Origin of the sequence: Acidovorax sp., assembly GCF_046291265.1 — a bacterium.
In the GTDB taxonomy this organism is placed as follows: domain Bacteria; phylum Pseudomonadota; class Gammaproteobacteria; order Burkholderiales; family Burkholderiaceae_C; genus Acidovorax.
This window is the reverse complement of sequence record NZ_JBKBTV010000028.1, coordinates 1-18,272: the sequence shown is the minus strand read 5'-3', so window position 1 is coordinate 18,272 and position 18,272 is coordinate 1. Positions and strand designations below refer to the sequence as shown.

18 protein-coding genes are annotated in these 18,272 nt (G+C 64.6%); 12 read left to right on the top strand and 6 right to left on the bottom strand.

Annotated features, from left to right (window positions below; all coding sequences use genetic code 11):
- Positions 1 to 153: 153 nt before the first annotated feature.
- On the bottom strand, positions 154 to 1,107 hold the full coding sequence (locus tag ACK41V_RS12455) for a ketopantoate reductase family protein (protein WP_409782751.1): 954 nt from the start codon (positions 1,105 to 1,107) through the stop codon (positions 154 to 156).
- 154 nt (positions 1,108 to 1,261) lie between these two features.
- On the opposite strand from ACK41V_RS12455, the gene ACK41V_RS12450 reads away from it, so the two are divergent.
- From ACK41V_RS12450 to ACK41V_RS12420, 7 genes are all read left to right on the top strand, one after another.
- Complete coding sequence (locus ACK41V_RS12450) at positions 1,262 to 1,603, top strand: TA system antitoxin ParD family protein (RefSeq protein ID WP_409782749.1); 342 nt, start codon at positions 1,262 to 1,264, stop codon at positions 1,601 to 1,603.
- A 5-nt stretch (positions 1,604 to 1,608) separates the two neighbouring features.
- Positions 1,609 to 2,250: a zeta toxin family protein gene (locus ACK41V_RS12445; protein WP_409782809.1), complete on the top strand. Its 642-nt coding sequence runs from the start codon at positions 1,609 to 1,611 to the stop codon at positions 2,248 to 2,250.
- Between the two features lie 260 nt (positions 2,251 to 2,510).
- Positions 2,511 to 3,017, top strand: coding sequence for a MarR family winged helix-turn-helix transcriptional regulator (locus tag ACK41V_RS12440; RefSeq protein ID WP_409782747.1), 507 nt, complete (start codon positions 2,511 to 2,513; stop codon positions 3,015 to 3,017).
- Between the two features lie 62 nt (positions 3,018 to 3,079).
- The gene (locus ACK41V_RS12435; RefSeq protein ID WP_409782745.1) at positions 3,080 to 4,552 is read left to right on the top strand and encodes an efflux transporter outer membrane subunit; all 1,473 of its coding nucleotides are present in this window, start codon (positions 3,080 to 3,082) and stop codon (positions 4,550 to 4,552) included.
- A 202-nt stretch (positions 4,553 to 4,754) separates the two neighbouring features.
- Positions 4,755 to 6,116, top strand: coding sequence for an efflux RND transporter periplasmic adaptor subunit (locus tag ACK41V_RS12430; RefSeq protein WP_409782743.1), 1,362 nt, complete (start codon positions 4,755 to 4,757; stop codon positions 6,114 to 6,116).
- Positions 6,117 to 6,128: 12 nt separating this feature from the next.
- Positions 6,129 to 7,784, top strand: coding sequence for a DHA2 family efflux MFS transporter permease subunit (locus ACK41V_RS12425; RefSeq protein ID WP_409782741.1), 1,656 nt, complete (start codon positions 6,129 to 6,131; stop codon positions 7,782 to 7,784).
- A 238-nt stretch (positions 7,785 to 8,022) separates the two neighbouring features.
- Entirely contained in the window at positions 8,023 to 8,181 is a 159-nt protein-coding gene (locus ACK41V_RS12420; protein ID WP_409782739.1) for a DUF3309 family protein, read from the top strand.
- A 260-nt stretch (positions 8,182 to 8,441) separates the two neighbouring features.
- On the opposite strand, the gene ACK41V_RS12415 is transcribed toward ACK41V_RS12420, so the two are convergent.
- The 4 genes from ACK41V_RS12415 to ACK41V_RS12400 all read right to left on the bottom strand — a co-directional run bounded on the left by ACK41V_RS12415 (position 8,442) and on the right by ACK41V_RS12400 (position 11,319).
- Positions 8,442 to 9,044 (bottom strand): hypothetical protein, encoded by a 603-nt coding sequence (locus ACK41V_RS12415; RefSeq protein ID WP_409782737.1) that lies wholly within the window; start codon positions 9,042 to 9,044, stop codon positions 8,442 to 8,444.
- Positions 9,045 to 9,139: 95 nt separating this feature from the next.
- Positions 9,140 to 9,517 (bottom strand): PH domain-containing protein, encoded by a 378-nt coding sequence (locus ACK41V_RS12410; protein WP_409782735.1) that lies wholly within the window; start codon positions 9,515 to 9,517, stop codon positions 9,140 to 9,142.
- 164 nt (positions 9,518 to 9,681) lie between these two features.
- Positions 9,682 to 10,521, bottom strand: a complete 840-nt coding sequence (locus tag ACK41V_RS12405; protein ID WP_409782733.1) for a sensor histidine kinase — start codon at positions 10,519 to 10,521, stop codon at positions 9,682 to 9,684.
- Positions 10,522 to 10,584: 63 nt separating this feature from the next.
- Positions 10,585 to 11,319: a LuxR C-terminal-related transcriptional regulator gene (locus tag ACK41V_RS12400; protein WP_409782807.1), complete on the bottom strand. Its 735-nt coding sequence runs from the start codon at positions 11,317 to 11,319 to the stop codon at positions 10,585 to 10,587.
- A gap of 577 nt (positions 11,320 to 11,896) precedes the next feature.
- Between ACK41V_RS12400 and ACK41V_RS12395 the strand changes: the two genes are divergently transcribed.
- From ACK41V_RS12395 to ACK41V_RS12380, 4 genes are all read left to right on the top strand, one after another.
- The gene (locus ACK41V_RS12395) at positions 11,897 to 12,370 is read left to right on the top strand and encodes a hypothetical protein (protein ID WP_409782731.1); all 474 of its coding nucleotides are present in this window, start codon (positions 11,897 to 11,899) and stop codon (positions 12,368 to 12,370) included.
- 167 nt (positions 12,371 to 12,537) lie between these two features.
- Positions 12,538 to 12,975: a hypothetical protein gene (locus ACK41V_RS12390; RefSeq protein ID WP_409782729.1), complete on the top strand. Its 438-nt coding sequence runs from the start codon at positions 12,538 to 12,540 to the stop codon at positions 12,973 to 12,975.
- A gap of 123 nt (positions 12,976 to 13,098) precedes the next feature.
- Positions 13,099 to 14,829: a DUF4384 domain-containing protein gene (locus tag ACK41V_RS12385; RefSeq protein ID WP_409782727.1), complete on the top strand. Its 1,731-nt coding sequence runs from the start codon at positions 13,099 to 13,101 to the stop codon at positions 14,827 to 14,829.
- Positions 14,830 to 14,871: 42 nt separating this feature from the next.
- The gene (locus tag ACK41V_RS12380; RefSeq protein ID WP_409782725.1) at positions 14,872 to 16,134 is read left to right on the top strand and encodes a hypothetical protein; all 1,263 of its coding nucleotides are present in this window, start codon (positions 14,872 to 14,874) and stop codon (positions 16,132 to 16,134) included.
- Positions 16,135 to 16,238: 104 nt separating this feature from the next.
- Here the strand turns inward: ACK41V_RS12380 and ACK41V_RS12375 are convergent, their stop codons facing one another.
- The gene (locus ACK41V_RS12375; RefSeq protein ID WP_409782723.1) at positions 16,239 to 17,138 is read right to left on the bottom strand and encodes a LysR family transcriptional regulator; all 900 of its coding nucleotides are present in this window, start codon (positions 17,136 to 17,138) and stop codon (positions 16,239 to 16,241) included.
- Positions 17,139 to 17,342: 204 nt separating this feature from the next.
- Between ACK41V_RS12375 and mmsA the strand changes: the two genes are divergently transcribed.
- Positions 17,343 to 18,272 (top strand): CoA-acylating methylmalonate-semialdehyde dehydrogenase (gene mmsA / locus ACK41V_RS12370; protein WP_409782720.1); only part of this gene is annotated, 930 nt, incomplete at its 3' end.

Here is an 18,272-nt window from a genome sequence, read left to right as displayed (position 1 = left end):
TTTTTCGCGTTCGATTCTTCAGAAAGAACCGCGGCGGAAAAGATCCGTTCGGTCTGAGCCCGTCGAAGCCCCGCACCGCGCTTCGACAAGCTCAGCGTGAACGGTTTTCAGGTTTTTGAGAGCGTATAGATGGAGCCCCACCAAACACCCGCGCTACGCAGAAACGCCCCGCGCTTCCGCCAGTTTCACCAGCACCTGCAGCGCGTGATTCAGCGGCGTCGGCACCCCCAGCGCCGCGCCGCGTTTCACCACATACCCGTTCAGATGGTCGATCTCGGTGGGCTTGCCCCGCGCCAGGTCTTGCGCGGTGGATGAAAACTGGCTGGGCATGGTGGTGGCGATGCCGCGCACGGCAGCCTGCACATCACCCGGAATCGTCACTCCATCGGCAGCGGCCACGGCCAGGCACTCAGCCACGATGTCTGCAATCACCTGCGTCACGCCAGGCACCTGCGTCAGTGGGCCATAAGGCTGTTGCGACAGGGCCGAGAGCGCGTTGTACGCACTGTTGAGTACCAGCTTGGCCCAGAGCGCGCCGCGCACGTTGTCTGAAATCTGGGTGGGGATGCCCGCCGCCGTGAGCTGGCGGCCAGCCTCTTCGCTGCGCGGCGATGGCGCAGTCACCAGCTCGCCCCGGCCATGGTGCACCACGTGCCCCGGGCCGCCCATGGCGGTGGCTACGTAGACTACGGCGGCCGCGACAGGTGTGCTGGCATCGAGCACGCCGCGCACGCGCTCGTCGTTGTCCACGCCGTTTTGCATCGTCAGCACCAGCGTGCCGGGGGCCAAGTGCGGGCGTATCTGCCGCGCGGCGTCTTCTGAATCGGACGACTTCACACAAAACAGCACCACGTCCGCGCCCTGCACGGCGCTGGCCTCGGTGCTGGCCGCCAGGGGCACCTGCACATCCAGCACCGCCGTCTGCAGCCGCAGGCCGTGCTGCAACACCGCCTGCACATGGGCAGGCCGCCCGATGAGCGTGACGGCGTGGCCCGCCCGGGCAAGCAAGGCGCCGAAGTAGCAGCCCACGGCGCCAGCGCCCATCGCGGCAAAGCGCAATGGCGGGGTGGAGGAATGGGCGGCAGCGGAAGTGGCGGTTTCGGTCATGGAGCTGAGCAGGTTGGACGACGCACGGGGAGGTCGAAGGGTCTGAATGGTATCGCTCGAAGCCTTGTTCAAAAATTAGAGAAGCATTGACCGCCAGTGCAACCATTGCACCCTCAACCCGATTGGCGCAAAATGCGCCAATCAGGAGATCACCATGTCCGCCACCCCTTTTTCGTCCGTCAAACTCCCCGCGCACTTGGTGGAGCAAGCCCGCCAGGCCGCCCAGCCGATGCGCCGCTCGGTGGCCAGCCAGATCGAATACTGGGCCACGCTGGGCCAGATCGTGGAACACACCGGCCTGAGCGTGCAAGAGGCGCGCAGCGCCATCGAGCAGTACGAAGCCGCCGCCGCGCGCACCGCTACGGCAGCAGCCCCCACGTCGGTCGACGCGCTCACTGCCCGGCTGTTGGCCGCACAAACGCGGGGCACCCTGGCGCAGCGGGTGCGTGAGGTGGTGCAGGAGAACCAAGCCAAAGCCACCGCAGCCATCGTTTGACCCACATGGTGACCCGGTCGCAGCCCCCTTCCGCGCCGACCGCCCCCCGCACGCCACCCCGCTGGTTCCACCTGCTGGCCGGCCCAAACGGCGCAGGCAAATCCACCCTGTACCGCGCCCTGGTCCGCGAAGGTATCCTGGGCCCGCCGCTGGAGTTTGTGAACGCCGATCTCCACGAGCAAGCGCATCTGCAGTACATCGCTAATCCCGAAGCCAGGTCCGAAGCCGCCCGCCAATGGGCCGACGACCGCCGCGCCACGCTGCTGCGCGAAGGCGCAGACTTCGCCAGCGAAACCGTGTTTTCGCACCCTTCCAAGCTGGACTTGATCGAAGAAGCCCAACGCTGCGGCTACACCGTGGCCTTGTACATCGTCGCGCTGGACGACCCGGCCCGGCTGCTGCCCCGCGTGGCACAGCGCGTGCGTGAAGGCGGGCATGCTGTGCCGCCCGAACGCATCCTGGCTCGCTACCCGCGCACCATGGCCAACCTGGCGCTGGCCGTGCGCCTTGCCAACGTGTCCTATCTGTATGACGCCGCCGAAGCGACCGGCACCGGGCCGCAGTTGGTGGCGGTGTGCACGCCGCATGAAACCACGGCGCTGGCGCCCCGCTTGCCCGACTGGGCGCAACAGTTGGCTGGCCGCTGAACGGGCTTCTATCCAGACACACATGCAGCACGGCCATCGGCATTTGTCAAAAAAATATGGTCAAAACAGGCTCTAGCGCTTATCCATAAAGCGCTAGCAGCTATCTTTTTAGAAGATTCCTTCTTCAAGAGGATGCGCAAGCACCTGCGTGTACACAACGCAGCACGCCCTCTCGTTACAACCTGAATATTCCCCTGGCGCCGAGTCAAGCAATCTTGATTGCCAAGACAATCATTGTCTAGTCAATTAAATTCCAGGACATGACTTCATCGCGCATACAGACTCCTTCCGCCGGTTTCTACAGCTCCACCCAGCTTCAGCCCGAAGAAAGCGTCGGCTACCTGATGCGCAAGGTGATGTCGTCCATCCGCACACAGGCCGATGCGCAACTGGCGTTGCACGACCTGACTTACGCACAGTGGCTGCCGCTGTTCAAGCTCTCGCTGCGCGATACCTGCACGGTGGCCAGTTTGGCGCGCGACTTGGAGACCGACCCCGCCTCCATGACCCGCTCGTTGGACCGCATGGAAGTCAAGGGCCTGGTGCTGCGCGAACGCTCGACCGTCGACCGCCGCGTGGTGCAGCTCAAGCTCACCCCCGAAGGCCAGCGCATTGCCGCACTCGTGCCCCCGGTGCTGGCTGACGTGCTCAACGGCCACCTCAGCGACTTCACCCACGACGAATGGCAACTGCTGCTGCGCCTGCTGCGCCGCATGTTGGTGAATGGCGAAGCGCTGCGCCAGCAGCGCGGCACAGACGCCGACTGAACCCGCAGCACGCAACGTTTTTCCTCCACACAACACCCCAAAAAATCATTCTGGAGAACTCCGTGAACACCCCATCCCACCTGCCCTCCACCCGCTCGGCCCTGGCGGCCCATTTCGCTGTATCGGCCCTGGCACTGGCTGCAGCCATCCTGCTGGTCGGCTGCGCCAACCCCGGCCCCAGCCACACGCCGCTGGCACAAACCACGCCCTCAGCCTTGGGCCTGAATGCAGCAGCCACAGAAACTGCCGCGCCGTCCCAGTGGTGGAAGGCGCTGGGCGACGAGCAGCTCAACACCTTGATCGACACCGCCCTGCAAGGCAGCCCCAGCTTGGCCGTGAGCCGTGCCCGGCTGGAACAGGCCGTGGCCCTGAGCCAGGTGCGCGAGGCGGCCAATGGCCCGCAAGCCACGCTGGGTGTAGACGCCACCCGCCAGCGCTACACCGCCAATGGCCTGGTACCCGCGCCCGTGGCCGGCAACATCTACAACAGCGGTACCGTGCAGGCATCGCTGAGCTGGTCGCCCGACTTTTTTGGCCAGCACGCTGCCGAGCTACAAGCCGCCCTGGGCCAGGCCCGCGCCGCCCAGGCCGACGCCGCCGCAGCCGCCAACACCCTGGCCGCGCAAGTCGGTCGCAGCTATGTCGCGCTGGCCCGGCTGGTGGCGCAGCGTGATGTGGCCCAGCGGGCCCTGGCCCAGCGTGAAGAACAACGCAAACTCACCCAAGAACGCACCGCCGCAGGCCTTGATAGCCAGGTCGAGCTGACCCAGGCCCAGGGCGCCGTGCCCGATGCCCGCACGCAGATCGAAGCCATCGAAGAACAGATCACCCTGGCCCGCCGCCAACTGGCGGTGCTGACAGGCCAGGCACCCGACGCCTTGCCTGCGGTGACGCCGCAATTGACCGCACTGCAACCCGCCGCCGTTCCCAGCGTGCTGGGCGCCGACCTGCTCGGCCGCCGCCCCGACGTGGTGGCCGCGCGCTGGCGCGTGGAGGCGGCCACCCAGGGCGTGAACAGTGCCCGCAGCGAGTTCTATCCCAACATCAACATCGGCGCGTTCATTGGCCTGAACTCGCTGGGGCTGGACCATCTGTTCAACGTCAGCTCGCGCCAGATGGGCGTGACCCCCGCGCTGCGCCTGCCCATTTTTGACGGTGGCCGTCTACGTGCCCAGCTCGGCGGCCGCGCTGCCGAGCTGGACGCTGCCATTGCGCAATACAACGGCGCCGTGCTCGATGCCGTCAAGGAAGCGGGCGACGCCATGGCCTCCATCCAGTCGCTCACCCGCCAGCAAACGCTGCAGGACGACGCCGTGGCCAGTGCCGAAAAAGCCTACCGCTTTGCGCAAGAGCGCTACTGCGCGGGCCTGGGCAATTACCTGGTGGTGCTGAGCACCGAAAGCCAGATGCTGGCCCAGCGCCGCCTGGCCGTGGACCTGCGTGCCCGCCAGCTAGACACCCGCCTGGTGCTGATGAAGGCGCTGGGCGGTGGGTGGACGGATGACACCGCTGTGCTGAAGACCGCTGCCCGATAGAAGCAGAAGACTCCGCAGGCGCATCCATGTTCATGCCCACCCCACCCGTTCACGCTGAGCCTGTCGAAGCGCCGCGCAAGGCTTCGACAAGCTCAGCCCGAACGGTCAGAGGCGGATGAAGGGCTGAGAACAGCACTGCCGCGCTCCGCCCCGCCCGCGCCCAAAACGCCCAACAACACATCATTCCCGAAAGACCACTGCCATGACCGCCACCAGCGAACCCCTCACCGCCAACGAAACTAACCCCGCCCGCCGCCGGGGCCTCACGATCATTGCCGCCGCCGTGGCCATTGCCGCCATCGGCTGGGGCGCATGGCACTGGGCCAACGGCCGCCATGTGGAAACCACCGACAACGCCTACGTGGCGGGCAATGTGGTGCAGATCACGCCCCAGGTTGCTGGCACCGTGGTGTCGATTGGTGCAGACGACACCGACTACGTGAAGGCTGGCCAGTTGCTGGTCAAGCTCGACCCGTCCGACGCCCGCGTGGCGCTGGAGCAGGCCGAGGCCCAACTGGCGCAGACGGTGCGCGAAGTGCGCACGCTGTATGCCAACAACTCCACCCTGAAGGCCCAGGTCAGCCTGCGCAGCGCCGACCTGGCCCGCGCCCAGGCCGACGCCGCCCGCTTGCAAGACGACGTGAACCGCCGCGCCCCGCTGATGGCCAGCGGCGCCGTGGGCAAAGAAGAGTTCCAGCACGCCAATGCCCTGGTCACCGCTGCCAAAAGCACCGTGGCCGCCGCCCAGGCCGCCGTGGTGGCCGCCCAAGAGCAACTGGCCGCGAGCCAGACGCAGACCGAAGGCACCTCCATCGAGCAGCACCCCAACGTGCAGCGCGCCTCGGCCCGCGTGCGCGAGGCCTATCTGGCCGTGCAGCGCGCCCAGCTGGTGGCGCCGCTCGACGGCCACGTCGCCAAGCGCGGTGTGCAGGTGGGCCAGCGCGTGCAGGCCGGCGCCCCGCTGATGACGCTGGTGGCGCTGAACGACCTGTGGGTGGACGCGAACTTCAAGGAAAGCCAGCTCAAAAGCCTGCGCATTGGCCAGACGGCCGAGCTGGAAGCTGATGTGTATGGCACCAAGGTGGTCTACCACGGCACGGTGACGGGCCTGGGCGCGGGCACGGGCGCCGCGTTTGCGTTGCTGCCCGCGCAGAACGCTACCGGCAACTGGATCAAGGTGGTGCAGCGCGTGCCGGTGCGCATTGCCCTGGATGCCAAGGAAGTCGCCGAGCACCCGCTGCGCGTGGGCCTGTCGATGGAAGTGAAGGTGGACACGGCCGACCAAAGTGGCAAGACCCTGGCCGACACGCAGCGCACCACGCCCGTCGCCGCCACCGCGGTATTTGACGAGCAGTTCAAGGCTGCCAACGACGAAGTGGCGCACATCATTGCGGCCAACCTGGGGCGCAACAAGGCGGCCGTGGCGGTGACATCGCCCAAGGTGGGCGGCGTCCAGGCCAAGACACCCGCAGTCGCCAGTGCCCATGCCGCGCCTCGCACCGAGCAACACGCGTCCGCGCCCACCGCCCCCGTGCAATCCCTGCAGTCGCCTGCCGTTCAGTAAATCGGGGTTCGCATGAATGCCGCCAACCCCACCGCAGACCAAGCGCCCGCTATACCAGCGCCTGCTGCTGCCCCCACACCGCCCGCCGAGCCCACCGCACCAAACGCGCCCTCGGGGCCACCGGCAGCGTATTCGCCGCTCAAAGGCACAGCCCTGCTGCTGGGCACGCTGTCGCTGTCGCTGGCCACGTTCATGAACGTGCTGGACTCGTCCATCGCCAACGTCTCCATCCCCGCCATTGCCGGTGACCTGGGCGTCAGCCCCGGCCAAGGCACCTGGGTCATCACCAGTTTTGGCGTGGCCAATGCGATCTCGGTGCCGCTCACCGGCTGGCTCACGCAGCGCTTTGGCGCGGTGCGGCTGTTCACGATGAGCGTGCTGCTGTTTGTGCTCACGTCCTGGCTGTGCGGCTTTGCCTCGTCGCTGGAGATGCTGGTGTTCTTCCGCGTGCTGCAGGGCCTGGTGGCCGGGCCGATGATTCCGCTGTCGCAAACCCTGCTGCTGGCCAGTTACCCCAAGGCGCTGGCGGGTACCGCCCTCGCGCTGTGGGGAGTGACCACGCTGGTCGCGCCCGTAGTGGGGCCGCTGCTGGGCGGGTGGATCACCGACAACATCTCCTGGCCGTGGATCTTCTATATCAACGTGCCGGTGGGCCTGCTGGCGGGGGCGCTGACCTGGGGCATTTACCGCAAGCGCGAGACCCCCATCCGCAAGCTGCCGATCGACACCGTGGGCCTGAGCCTGCTGGTGTTGTGGGTGGGCGCACTGCAACTCATGCTCGACAAGGGCAAAGAGCTGGACTGGTTTGCCTCGGGCGAGATCATCACCATGGCCGTGGTGGCGGTGGTGGCGTTTGCGGTTTTCCTGGTCTGGGAGCTGACGGACAAACACCCGGTGGTTGACCTCAAGCTCTTCAAGGGCCGCAACTTCACCTTTGGCGCGCTGGCGCTGTCGGTGGCCTACGCGCTGTTCTTTGGCAACGTGGTGCTGCTGCCCCTGTGGCTGCAGCAGTGGATGGGCTACACCGCCACCTCGGCCGGTATGGCGCTGGCACCAGTGGGCATCTTCGCCATTTTGCTCACGCCGTTGGTGGGAAAAAAGGTGGGTCAGTGGGACCCGCGCCGCATGGCCACGGGCGCGTTCATTGTGTTTGGGGCGGTGCTGTGGATGCGTTCGCAGTTCACGGTGCAGACGGACTTCATCCACATCCTGATCCCCACCCTGCTGCAGGGCGCGGCCATGGCGTTCTTCTTCATCCCCCTGACCACGCTGACGCTGTCGGGCATTGCGCCTGAGCGCATCCCGGCTGCAGCGGGCCTGTCGAACTTTGTGCGGATCACCGCCGGGGCCATGGGCACGTCGATTGCCACCACGCTGTGGGAAAGCCGCGCCGCCATGCACCACGCGCACCTGACCGAAGGGCTGGTGCAAGGCCAGGGCGTGTTTGCGCAGACGCTGGACACCCTGACTGCCACCGGCCTGACCCAGCTGCAAGCGCTGGCGCAGGTCAACCGGCTCATCGACCAGCAGGCGTTTACCCGCGCGGCCAATGACATCTTCCTGGGCTCAGCAGGTTTGTTCTTGCTGCTGATTGGTTTGATCTGGTTGACCAAACGCCCCGCCAAAACCACGGGCGCCGGGGCGGCCGATGCCGCGGGAGCACATTGAGGCGGTTCACATCGCAGGCAGCCAAAATACAAGCCAAATAGGCCTCTAGCGCTTATTCATTAAGCGCTAGAAGCTATATTTTTGATAGCAAATCATCGGCAACCACAAAACTGCCTCAGTCCTTCCTCCCACAGCGCGTGTCGGAAAACCCTGACCGCCCCGCGGGCGCGACACCTTCGGGCCGCGCGCTGGTTGCACCCAACAATGCACTCACCGCAACACACAACAAGGAAACACCATGTCGCTCTCCCTGATTCTTCTGATCGTTCTGATCCTCATCCTGGTCGGCGCGCTGCCCACCTGGGGCCACAGCAAGTCGTGGGGTTACGGTCCTAGCGGCGGTTTGGGGCTGGTGGTTTTGATCCTGGTGGTTTTGCTGCTAATGGGCCGGATATAAACCCCAGTCCGCACAGCGCAGATGCGGCAAGCCACTGAAATAGTGGCGGCTGCTATCAAAAATGCACAACGGCCCTTCATGGGCCGTTGTGCATTTGTGCATTTGTGGATTGCCTCCTGCGGCTCGCCGAGCGCGGTGCTGCAGGCTAAGAGCGGCTCACAAAACTCAGCGAAGCGGTTCTGGCTAGGCGGTGCGTCGCAGGCAGTACGGGCAGTACGACAAGACGCGGCAACGACGCCAGAAGACTTTTGTTAGCCGCTCTAAGCCACCAGAGGCCGCTTTGCTGCAGTGGCGGCAAACGCCGTTGAAAACGCCGCAAACTCTTTGGCCGCCACGGTGCCGTCTGCGTTGCCGCTGCCGCCGCGGTCCATCAACTGCATCACCGCCTGCGAAAAGTCCGCGTCGGCCGGGGTGCCCTGGGTGCCCTTCGTTTTGGCCAGCCCTTTGAGGAACTCGTCCTGCGAGATCGCGCCGTCCTTGTTCGCATCAAACCCGGCTGTCAGCTGCGCCTTTTGGGCATCGTCAGCGCCGAAGCGGGTCAGCAACTCCTGAAAATCCTGGGTAGACACCGGACGGCCGGACAACGCGGCAGACACTGCGTTGGCCGCGCCACCGGTCGTGCTGCGTGCCACTGTGGTCAGGGCGCCCAGGGCATTTTCCACCTTGCCCTGCGACACCATGATGCCCTTGCCCGCAAAACCGGCCATCGCCTCCGCCTGCGGGCTGAGGGTGACAACCGCAGACGGTTCGGGCTCCACATCCGCCCCACCGCGCCGCGACGCCACCGACTTGGCCGGGCCGCTGGAGGCGGTGTTGAAAATCAAGGACGCGGCCGAAGCAAGAACGGAGACGAGAGCGGACATAGCATGAACTCCTGTGCGGCGAAAGCTTCGCCCAGTGAGCCGAGGGTACGCGCCGCCGCGCACAGCAATGCCCGGATGAACCGGCGCAATCCGCTTTACTTCAGCACATAACTGGCCAGCACCGCCTGCACGTCGTAAATGCTGAGCTTCTTGTTGAACTGCTTCTGAAACGGTGTGGCAGAGCCCGAAATCCAGATCTTGAGTTCGGCATCCAAGTCGAACGTGCCCCCGGTCTCAATGCTGAAGTGGGTGATATTTTTGTAGGGCAGCGAGTGGTATTCGACTTTGCTGCCGGTGATGCCCTGCTTGTCGACCAGCACCAGCCGCTTGTTGGTAAACACGAAGTAGTCGCGGATCAATTGGTAGGCATGCTCTACCACCTCGCCAGGAGCCAGGATGCGGCTGAATTCGTCCTGAATCTTGCCTGCATCAATCTTGGATGCGTTGCCCATCACGCCATCAAACAATCCCATGTGCTGTGCTCCTGTGAAGTGGTTGGATCGTGTGTTGTACCGCAACGGCTATTGATAGCCCAGCCCAAGGGCCACCAACTACCCCACCAGCGGCGAAGGTGTGTAGGGAGCGGTTCCAACACCAGTTGGCGACGGTGCAGACACCCGGCACCTCCACGTCCACCTCATGGTGCAAACGCGCAGGGCACGACCACTCGAATGCAGGTCCCGCCGTTCTCTCTATGAAGGACCTGCAGTTCTCCGCCTGCATTGATGGCCCTGCGGGCCATGCTGGCCATCCCTTTGCCTGTGGCAACCGTGTTTTGCGGGCCCGGCAACCGCTCCATACCCTGGCCGTTGTCCCGTATTTCTACGCACCACGCGTCGGTATCCGGCAAGTTCCTCGCACTTACCTCGATCTCGGTGGCCCGCGCGTGTTGCAGTGCGTTGCTCAAGGCTTCCTGAACAATGGCCACCAGGTGTGTAGCGCTGTCAGGGTGCGGAAAACTGGCGCACTGGGGTGTTTCTACCTCCCACACCATGCGGATTCCGTTGCGCTCCAGCACCGGATCGATGCGGTATCTCAGCTGCGCAAGCCGGTCCGCAAACGGCGCGTCGGCGCTGTCCATGGAATCCACGATCCAGCGCAGGTCAAGCAGGCATTTCTCAAGTACCGAATGAATTTCGCGCTCACGGGGTTTCGAGGGATCCAGCGACGCCAGGGCACAGACCAGCTGAGAGCCCAGGTTGTCGTGCAAATCCCTGGCAATGCGTCGCCGCTCAGCAATGACCTCTGCACTGGGGCGCGGATTGAGCCGGGGGCGCCACTGCATGGCTCTGGGCAGTTGCACCAGCAGCATCGCACCCAGACCCATGGTTGCGCCAGCGGCGGCCAGCTCCCACCACCGTTGCATGGACGACTCTACGGAGCCGATCCAGTGAAACGTGAACGCAATCAACACCAGTTGCAGCAACCAGATGCCAATGCATACAACAGCAAACCAGGGTGGACGGGTGCGAAACACGGTGCGAACTTGCGGTGTCGGGGTAAGCGCATGCGCGCCGGTCGGCCATCCTGGGATGCGCCACTAAAACAGGCCTCGCAGCGATGCAAAACGCACGGCCTGTGCGCGCGTGCGCACCTGCAGCTTGCGATAGATGTTGCGCAAATGGGTGTTGACGGTCATGCCGCTGATCAACAGGCGCGACCCGACCTCCGCGCTGGTGTAGCCGCTGGCCACCATGCGCAGGATCTCTTTTTCGCGGGTTGACAAACGCTCTGCCTCATCGGGTTGCCGCCGCTTGGTTTCGGACGAGTGGGCTCGGTCAAACCGCTGCAGCAGCCTGCGGGCCAGGTGCGGCGTGATGGACGCACCGCCATTGGCGACCTGCAGCACAGCCTGTGAGTAGTTGCGAAACCAGGAATTTTTGCTCACATAGCCTGTGGCACCCAACTCGAAGGCGCGCATCACCTGATCCTCGTTCTCCATGACCGAAATGACCACGGCCTGAGCCGACGGACGCGCGGACTTGAGAAAGTGCAGCAAGTCAAATGCATCGCCATCGCCCAGATTCAGGTCGACCAGCAGCACATCAAATTCGTGCTGCTTGATCGTCCGGCGCCCTTCGCGCACGCTGCCCGCCTGTGCAACCAGCAAAGTGCGGGCGTCTGCCATCAGCTCCTGGGCAATCACGAGTCGGATGTGTGGGTCGTCATCCACCAAAAGAACCCGCACCGGACTGTCCTTCTGACCCGCGAGGAAGTCGGGCCATACAGAAGGCGGATGTCCGAAGTTGTCGAAGGGGCCCGAAGACCACGGCAACGAAGACGTGTTGCGCGTAGCCGGTGATGAAAACGATGCCAAGGAAGCATTCGTTCCGAGAGATGTATCAGGCTGCCAGTTGTCAGTCACAGTCAAACTCCTGCGGACCTCGTCCATTGCCACGGAAGACATTTCAGCTACGGCACCAATCACTGACTGCCGCCGATTCAAAGCCAGCCGACTTTCAGCCCGGTTTTTCCGTGCTGCGCCTCGTCCGCCTCAGGAACGCAAGATGCGTCAAACAAGGCTTTAAATCTATAACTAAATGTCAACTACACAAGTTTAACAATTGGTTACTACCTGAATTTTCCGTGCTTTCCCCATTGCGCGAAAGGGGTTAGGGCTTTGGTTTTCAACGTGCCAATGCACGTGCAGGCCCGCGCGGCTCACCTGATCGGGCTACCCAGCTCAGCGTATTCGCTTCTCGTGCATCCCCACAGACACTGAACCCGACAGCGCAAAAAACGGCCGCGCCCTTCCACCAAGGATTTGGCCGCCAAGCACCGTCCAACCCCGCTGCACTGCAGATTCGCTGCGGCTGCGGCATGTGTCGAAGTCCATCACTGAAGGAACTGTCATGAAAACCCTTGCTTTTGTTGCACTCAGCGTCATCGCCTCCGCCGCCATGGCCACCGGTCCCGTGGCATCTACGCCAGACATCACGATCAGCGGCACATCGGTGCAGTCCGCATCGCTGACCTCGGTGGCTGTCAGCAACAACTCGACCGGCTCCAAGAGCGAAGCCTTCCAGAACCTGGCGACCAACACGGGCAACGTCACCATCAGCGGCACGTCGATCCAGTCGGTCATTGGCATTGGCGGCAGCGTGTCCAACACCGCCAGCGGCAGCGACGCCTACGCCAGCCAGAACCTGTCCACCAACGTGGGCGACGTGACCATCAGCGGCAGCTCCAACCAGTTCACCGCCCTCGTGAATTCGTCGCTCGCCAACCTGTCCAGCGGCAGCAACAGCAAAGCCGTTCAGAACGTGGCCACCAACAACGCCTGCTTTACCTGCCAGCCCACCAAGACCACCGGCTGGCCTCACTGAGCCACCGCTCACAAGGGCAGACATCAGGCCTCCTGGGGCCTGACTCCGGGCACACCCCGTGCCCCGGAGCTGTCTGAACAAGTCACTGCCACACGCGGCGATACGGCAGCTTCGCCTTTGGTCCGTGCCCTCGCCAGCGCCCCTCGATGTTGTTTTGGAGGTGTCTCATGAACACAGTGTTTGGATTGCGCTGCGCCGCTGCAGCGCTGTGGCTGGCCTGCACCTCAATGGCGGCGGCACCCGTCTGGGCGCAGGCCCCCGGGGAGGACCCCGTGATCCTCACCAAAAAACTCACGGTGCAGATGCAGCCGGTGGGAGGCGCTGCCACGTCGACCGGCCTGGACAACGGCAACACCATGCCGTCCTGGCTGCGCGCACGCATTGCGCGCTACGAGGCCAAGGCCTTTTCGGACGACACCACGGGCGTGCTGACCAACAACGATGTGGTCACCACCGCCAACGCCCAGGGCATGCAAAAGACCTGCGTGCAAGAGGTTGGCAGCAACACCTTGTCGGCCAACACCACCGGGTCGGCCAAATATGGCCCCAACCAGGCACCGCAGGTGGTGGTGCTGCGCGGTGACCTCGTCAACATCTGCAAGTGAATCGATCTGCACAGCTGCCTTGGCTTTTGGAGAGACAACATGCCGCCCACATCTTCAAACCAGGCACCCGATCAGTCTGGTCGGCCCGGTCGATGGGATCAGCACGATCGGTCTCCGGCACGCATGCAGCAGCGCACCAGCTTGTTCGGCTTGCTGCTGGTGGCGGTGCTGACCGTGCTAGCTGGCTGCGCCACGCCCATGGACCCGCGCAAGGACCGCGAATTTCAGAGCCGCGCGTCCATCACCGATCGGCCTGCGGTGCGCCCTACCCGGTCCATCTCCAGCTTTTCAGACTCGCTGATGTGCATGGACCACATGCTGCGCGACGCGCAATTGCCCACCACGCTGATCACCAGCAAACAAATCCCGGACTATTCGACCCGCGTGGCGGTGGCCGCCAAGGACATGGTGATCACCGCGTTGTCGCAGATGTCGCGGCTGAGCAATGCCTTTCGATTTGTGGACTACGAAGTGGACATTGCGCGGCAGGACACCGTGCAGAACCTCACCACCATCTTGCTCAACAACAACCAGATGCAGTTGCAGCGGCCTGCGTTGTACCTGTCGGGTTCGATCTCGTTTGTGGACCAGAACGTGATCAACAACCGCTTTGACACCGGGCTCTCCGGCCCCCGCATCGACATGGGCTACAGCCAGAGCCGCAACGCCACCATCATTGGCCTGGAGATGCACCTGGGCGACTTTCGCACCCGCACGCTGATTCCTGGCCTCGATTCGGCCAACGAGGTGATCGTGGGCACGGGCGGCCAGGGCGTTGACCTGGCCGGGCGCATCGGCACCTACGGCGTGCAGTTCAACGTGGGGCGCGACTACACCCAGGGGTCTGGCAGCGCGGTGCGCACCCTGGTGGACCTGGCCACCATTGAGCTGATTGGCAAGTGGGCCCGCATCCCCTATTGGCAATGCCTCACGCTGGAGCAAAACCACCCCGACTTTCAGCGACAGCTGCGCGACTGGTTTGACGAGGGCTCGCCTGCGGTGCGCACCCAGCTCATCGCGCGCTCGCTCACCAGCCAGGGCTATCTGGCACCCCGTGCGCAGCCAATGCCCGAAAACAGCATGCTGTTGCGCAAGGCGCTGGCACGCTTTCAGGCCGACAACGGCATGGTGGTGACGGGGGTGGTGGACTTTCCTACCTACGAACGTGCGCTGCGCAATTTTGTGGGCCTGTCCGCCAACGGCACGCTGGCCCGCATTGGCTGGGCCAGCACCCATGCAGAACCCGTTATCGAGGTGGCAGCTGCAGCAGCAACAACAACAGCCGAGACGACAGAGACGCCAGACTCGGCAGAGGCATCCAAAGATGCAGCGCTCAAGTACGGCGCCCCGCCCCCCGAGCGCACCATCAACCTGCAGATCGAAAACGTGCTGCTGGAGCGCAGCGCCTTTGAAGTGGGCGAGCAGATCTTTCTGTCGGCCACGGTGTCGCGCGCGTCCTACCTGCAGTGCTACCTGGCAGATGCCACCGGCACCGTCATACGTTTGATACCCAATCAGGCCAATCCCAAAGGCTGGGTGTCTGCCAACCAGGCCCTGCGCATTCCAGACTGGATGAGCCCGAACCCCGGCTTCATCATGGATGCGGCCAACCCCGGCACAGAAGGGGTGGCCTGTTTTGCCACCGACGAAGACAGCACACCCCGGCTGCCCGAGGAGCTTCGCGGCCCGCCGCTCAAGCCCCTCAAGAACTACCGCGCCCTGGAGCGGCTGAACGAAGCCTTCGCCGCCGCGTGGGGCACACAGGGCTACACGGGCAACGCGGTGTACTGGAACGTGGTCCCCCGCCGGGTGGCACCTGCCGCCCCTGCAGCACCCGCAGCGCGCAACCAATAGCTGGCGATGCGCGGCCTTGGTCGACAAACACCAGCGCACACCATGACCGGCGCCATCATCACCGCCGAGCAGGTTGTGCCCCGCAAGAGTTTGTTGGCGCGGGCGCGGGTGGGACTCCGCGTGCTGCTGGCGATGCCGCCACTGCTACTGCCGCTTCTGCTGCTGCTGGGGGTCGGCGCACCCGCACACGCATCCGTTCGGGCGCTCCCCGCGCCATCCGAAACGCCCATCGACCGCGCCTCCCTGGACGCTGCATCGCCGCGCGTTTCAGGGCCCGACAACACCGCCCGGGAGAAAACCTTGCAAACACTCCGCCGCACAGCGCAAGGTGATGAAAATCCATTGCGCAAACAGCGGCCTCCGGCAGCCCGCGCCACCGCCGAAAAGGCCACTGCCGATGCGGCGTGGCTGCTCGGGCTGCTGGCGCTGCATGGGCTGGCCATGCCCGCCGACCCGCCACAAGCGCAGCACTGGTTTGAACGCGCGCACATGTTTCGTCACCCCCTGGCGCCCGCCGGCCTGGCGTGGTGCCAGCTCAGTGGTTGTATTGCCGCCCCCAACCCTGCAGCGGCCACGCAATGGATCGCCCTGGCACGCCGTGCCGACCCGGGGCTTGCCAAATATCTGGAGTGGCATGCCGCCAAGGCGCTGGCCCCCATGGCAGACCCCCGGGCCGAAAACCGCAGCGGCGCCCCGCCCCTGTCTGCGGCCCTTGACGCAGGCGCGCTCGCACCGCCACCCGCCAGCCCCGCCCTGCTCCAGCTGCTGACCGAGGCCAGCCGCGCGGGCAATGCGCAGGCCAAAAACGAGTTGGGATTGGAGACACTGGCTGCGGGCGACCTGGAGCAGGCGCTGGTCCAGTTTCAATCTGCCGCAGCGCGGTCAGACGCCGCTGCCGCCAACGCCAGCCTGCTCACCCACCGCATCAAAACCCGCCCGGCCCACCGTGCACCACCCGCACGCTACAGCGCAGCCGATTGGTACGCCGAAGCCCGGCGCTATCACCACGGCGACGGCGTACCCGCCAACTACGCCGAAGCCGTGCGCCTGTACCAGATTGCCGCCAGCAGCGGCGACCCCCAGGCACGCCGAATGCTGGCGCTGATCTTCTCCCGCCCCGCGCCCGACGGCACGGTAGACGTCACCTGGATGCAGCAACTGGCCGCCATGGACCTGGGGCCCACCGGCCTGGCCCCAGGCGCAAGCCGCGCCGTGAACCCCCAGAGCTGGCAGCGAGACCCCAGCCCGTTGTATGAATGGGTTCCACGGGAGTGGAAAGCTTCCGGGACGACAACCGGGCGCTGATCGGCCTCAGGGCGAACAGTCTGCCTGTCGCCGACAAATATCAGGCAAAAACAGGCTCTAGCGCTTATTGGATAAGCGCTAATAGCTATACTATTAATAGCAAACTATTGATCCCGTGAGGGCAACAGCAGCCCCTGCTGCGCAGCCACCGCCTCGCGCAAGAAGGCCCAGGTGGCCTGGATGCGCGCCACGTGTTTGTTGTCGGGTGGCATCGACATCCAGAACGTGCGCTGAAACCGCGCCACCGCAGGCAGCACCGGCACCAGCGATGGGTCTTGCGCCGCCACAAACGCGGGCAGCACCGCCAGCCCTGCCCCGGCGCGCGCAGCTTCGTACTGGGCCAGGATGCTGGTGCTGCGCAGCGCAAAGTGCGCGGGGCGGTGCAGTTCGTCCAATATCTGCAGCTCTTTGCTGAACAGCAGGTCGTCCACATAGCTGATGAAGGTGTGGCCGCGCAGGTCGTCTGCGGTGTGGATGGGCGCATGGCGCTCAAGGTAGCTGCGCGCGCCATACAACTGCAGCACATAGTCGGTGAGCTTGACCACCAACACCGCGCCGCGCGCGGGGCGCTCCAGCGAGATCACGATGTCCGCCTCGCGCCGCGACAGGTGCACCAGGCGCGGCAGGGCCAGCAAGTCGACCACCAGGCCGGGGTGGTCTAGCGCAAACCGGGCCAGCTGCGGCGCGAGGATCAGGTTGCCAAAACCCTCGGTGGTGCCAATGCGCACCAGGCCGTGCAAACCCTGTCGCACGCCGGGTGCGGCGCTCTCTACCGCCAAAAAGGCGGCCTCCATCGCCTCGACCTGGGGCAGCAGCGCCCGCCCGGCCTCGGTCAGCCGGTGGCCGCCTGCCTCGCGGGCAAACAGGGCCGATCCGACTTGCTTTTCCAGCGCCTGCAGTCGGCGGGCCACTGTGGTGTGGTCCACGGCCAGGCGGCGCGCGGCGCCGACCAGCGTACCCGCGCGGGCCAGTTCCAGAAAGTAGCGCAGGTTGTCCCAGTCCATGTGTGTTCCCCGTGTGGTCTTGCAATCAACGAATCAATGCGCCGATGTGCATTTTTGCAAACCTAATGCGCACCATTGTCTATTGTGCTGACAATTTTGCACAGCTACCATGGCGCAGTTCGGGGCAACGCTGCACACTCAGCGGCTGCCTCACCGACCCCTTACCGACCTCTCGCCGACCCCTTTTTTCAGGAGACAAAACCCATGAACGCACCCACCTCTTCGGCCGTCCTGGCCCCCACCGTCAAGCTGCTGATCGGCGGCCAGTTCGTCGAGTCCAAGACCACCGAGTGGCGCGATGTGGTGAACCCCGCCACGCAAGAAGTGCTGGCCCGCGTGCCGTTTGCCACCGCCGATGAAATCAACGCCGCCGTGGCCTCGGCCAAGGAAGCCTTCAAGACCTGGAAGAAGACCCCCATCGGCGCCCGCGCCCGCATCTTCCTCAAGTACCAGCAACTCATCCGCGAAAACATGGCCGAACTGGCCGCCATCCTCACAGCCGAACAGGGCAAGACCCTGCCGGACGCCGAAGGCGACGTGTTCCGTGGCCTGGAAGTGGTCGAACACGCTGCCAGCATTGGCAACCTGCAACTGGGCGAGCTGGCCAACAACGTGGCCAACGGTGTCGACACCTACACGCTGATGCAGCCGCTGGGCGTGTGTGCGGGCATCACACCGTTCAACTTCCCGGCCATGATCCCGCTGTGGATGTTCCCGATGGCCATTGCCACGGGCAACACTTTTGTGCTCAAGCCGTCCGAGCAAGACCCCATGGTGACCATGCGCCTGGTCGAGCTGGCGCTGGAAGCTGGTGTGCCCCCAGGCGTGCTCAACGTGATCCACGGCGGCGAAATGGCGGTCAACGCCATCTGTGACCACGAGGACATCAAGGCGATCAGCTTTGTGGGCTCCACCAAGGTCGGCACCCACGTTTACAACCGCGCCAGCCTCAACGGCAAGCGCGTGCAATGCATGATGGGCGCCAAGAACCACGCCATCGTCATGCCTGACGCCAACAAGGAACAAACCCTGAACGCCCTGGCGGGCGCCGCCTTTGGTGCGGCAGGCCAGCGCTGCATGGCGCTGTCGGTGGTAGTGCTGGTGGGCGAGGCACAAAGGTGGATTCCTGAGCTG

Excerpts from the sequence above, each read along its gene's own strand:
- ACK41V_RS12455 (WP_409782751.1), bottom strand. The coding sequence starts at position 1,107 with ATGACCGAAACCGCCACTTCCGCTGCCGCCCATTCCTCCACCCCGCCA.
- ACK41V_RS12450 (WP_409782749.1), top strand. The coding sequence starts at position 1,262 with ATGTCCGCCACCCCTTTTTCGTCCGTCAAACTCCCCGCGCACTTGGTG.
- ACK41V_RS12445 (WP_409782809.1), top strand. The coding sequence starts at position 1,609 with ATGGTGACCCGGTCGCAGCCCCCTTCCGCGCCGACCGCCCCCCGCACG.
- ACK41V_RS12440 (WP_409782747.1), top strand. The coding sequence starts at position 2,511 with ATGACTTCATCGCGCATACAGACTCCTTCCGCCGGTTTCTACAGCTCC.
- ACK41V_RS12430 (WP_409782743.1), top strand. The coding sequence starts at position 4,755 with ATGACCGCCACCAGCGAACCCCTCACCGCCAACGAAACTAACCCCGCC.
- ACK41V_RS12425 (WP_409782741.1), top strand. The coding sequence starts at position 6,129 with ATGAATGCCGCCAACCCCACCGCAGACCAAGCGCCCGCTATACCAGCG.
- ACK41V_RS12420 (WP_409782739.1), top strand. The coding sequence starts at position 8,023 with ATGTCGCTCTCCCTGATTCTTCTGATCGTTCTGATCCTCATCCTGGTC.
- ACK41V_RS12415 (WP_409782737.1), bottom strand. The coding sequence starts at position 9,044 with ATGTCCGCTCTCGTCTCCGTTCTTGCTTCGGCCGCGTCCTTGATTTTC.
- ACK41V_RS12410 (WP_409782735.1), bottom strand. The coding sequence starts at position 9,517 with ATGGGATTGTTTGATGGCGTGATGGGCAACGCATCCAAGATTGATGCA.
- ACK41V_RS12395 (WP_409782731.1), top strand. The coding sequence starts at position 11,897 with ATGAAAACCCTTGCTTTTGTTGCACTCAGCGTCATCGCCTCCGCCGCC.
- ACK41V_RS12390 (WP_409782729.1), top strand. The coding sequence starts at position 12,538 with ATGAACACAGTGTTTGGATTGCGCTGCGCCGCTGCAGCGCTGTGGCTG.
- ACK41V_RS12385 (WP_409782727.1), top strand. The coding sequence starts at position 13,099 with ATGCAGCAGCGCACCAGCTTGTTCGGCTTGCTGCTGGTGGCGGTGCTG.
- ACK41V_RS12380 (WP_409782725.1), top strand. The coding sequence starts at position 14,872 with ATGACCGGCGCCATCATCACCGCCGAGCAGGTTGTGCCCCGCAAGAGT.
- ACK41V_RS12375 (WP_409782723.1), bottom strand. The coding sequence starts at position 17,138 with ATGGACTGGGACAACCTGCGCTACTTTCTGGAACTGGCCCGCGCGGGT.